Genomic DNA, 598 nt, shown 5'->3' with positions numbered 1-598 from the left:
AGCAGTGGTATCACAGCTGCCGGGATCGGCATTGTCCGCAATGCCAGAGCCGCGCGACACAGGCCTGGTGCGAGCAGCAACGCAGCCAGCTGCTGCCGGTGACGTATTATCACCTGGTGTTCACGCTCCCCCACACCCTCAATGGCTGGGTACAGTTGCACCCGCGCGAACTCCATCGCCTTTTGTTCCAGTCGGCATGGGCCACGCTCAAGGCCTTCGGGCAAGACCCCAGGCGTCTGGGGGGAGAACTGGGCATGACGGCGGTGCTGCATACCTGGGGGCAAACCCTGACGCAACATGTGCACCTGCACTGCCTCGTCCCCGGTGGCGCCCTGCGCGAGGATGGTCAATGGCAACCCTGCCAGGGCAACTACCTGTTTCCCGTCAAGGCCCTGTCAAGACGGTTTCGCGGCCTGATGGTGTCTGCCTTGAGACAGGCGGCCGCCAGCGGTGCGTTGTCGCGGGTGAGCCACCCGAGAGAAGTCGACCGTGTGCTGGATGCACTGATGCGGGAATCGTGGAACGTCTACACCAAGGCCTGCCTGAACCGGGGTGCAACGGTGGTGGACTACCTGGGCCGCTACACACACCGCATTGC

The 598-nt window shown here is 63.9% G+C and carries 1 protein-coding gene; it reads left to right on the top strand.

What is annotated here, in order from left to right:
• A partial coding sequence (locus tag CKO35_RS17565) for an IS91 family transposase (RefSeq protein ID WP_200177399.1) occupies window positions 1-598 on the top strand: 598 nt, incomplete at both ends.

The organism is Ectothiorhodospira shaposhnikovii (assembly GCF_016584105.1).
GTDB classification, from domain to species: Bacteria; Pseudomonadota; Gammaproteobacteria; order Ectothiorhodospirales; family Ectothiorhodospiraceae; genus Ectothiorhodospira; species Ectothiorhodospira shaposhnikovii.
The sequence above is the reverse complement of the archived record's forward strand: the minus strand, read 5'-3'. Positions and strand labels throughout refer to the sequence as shown.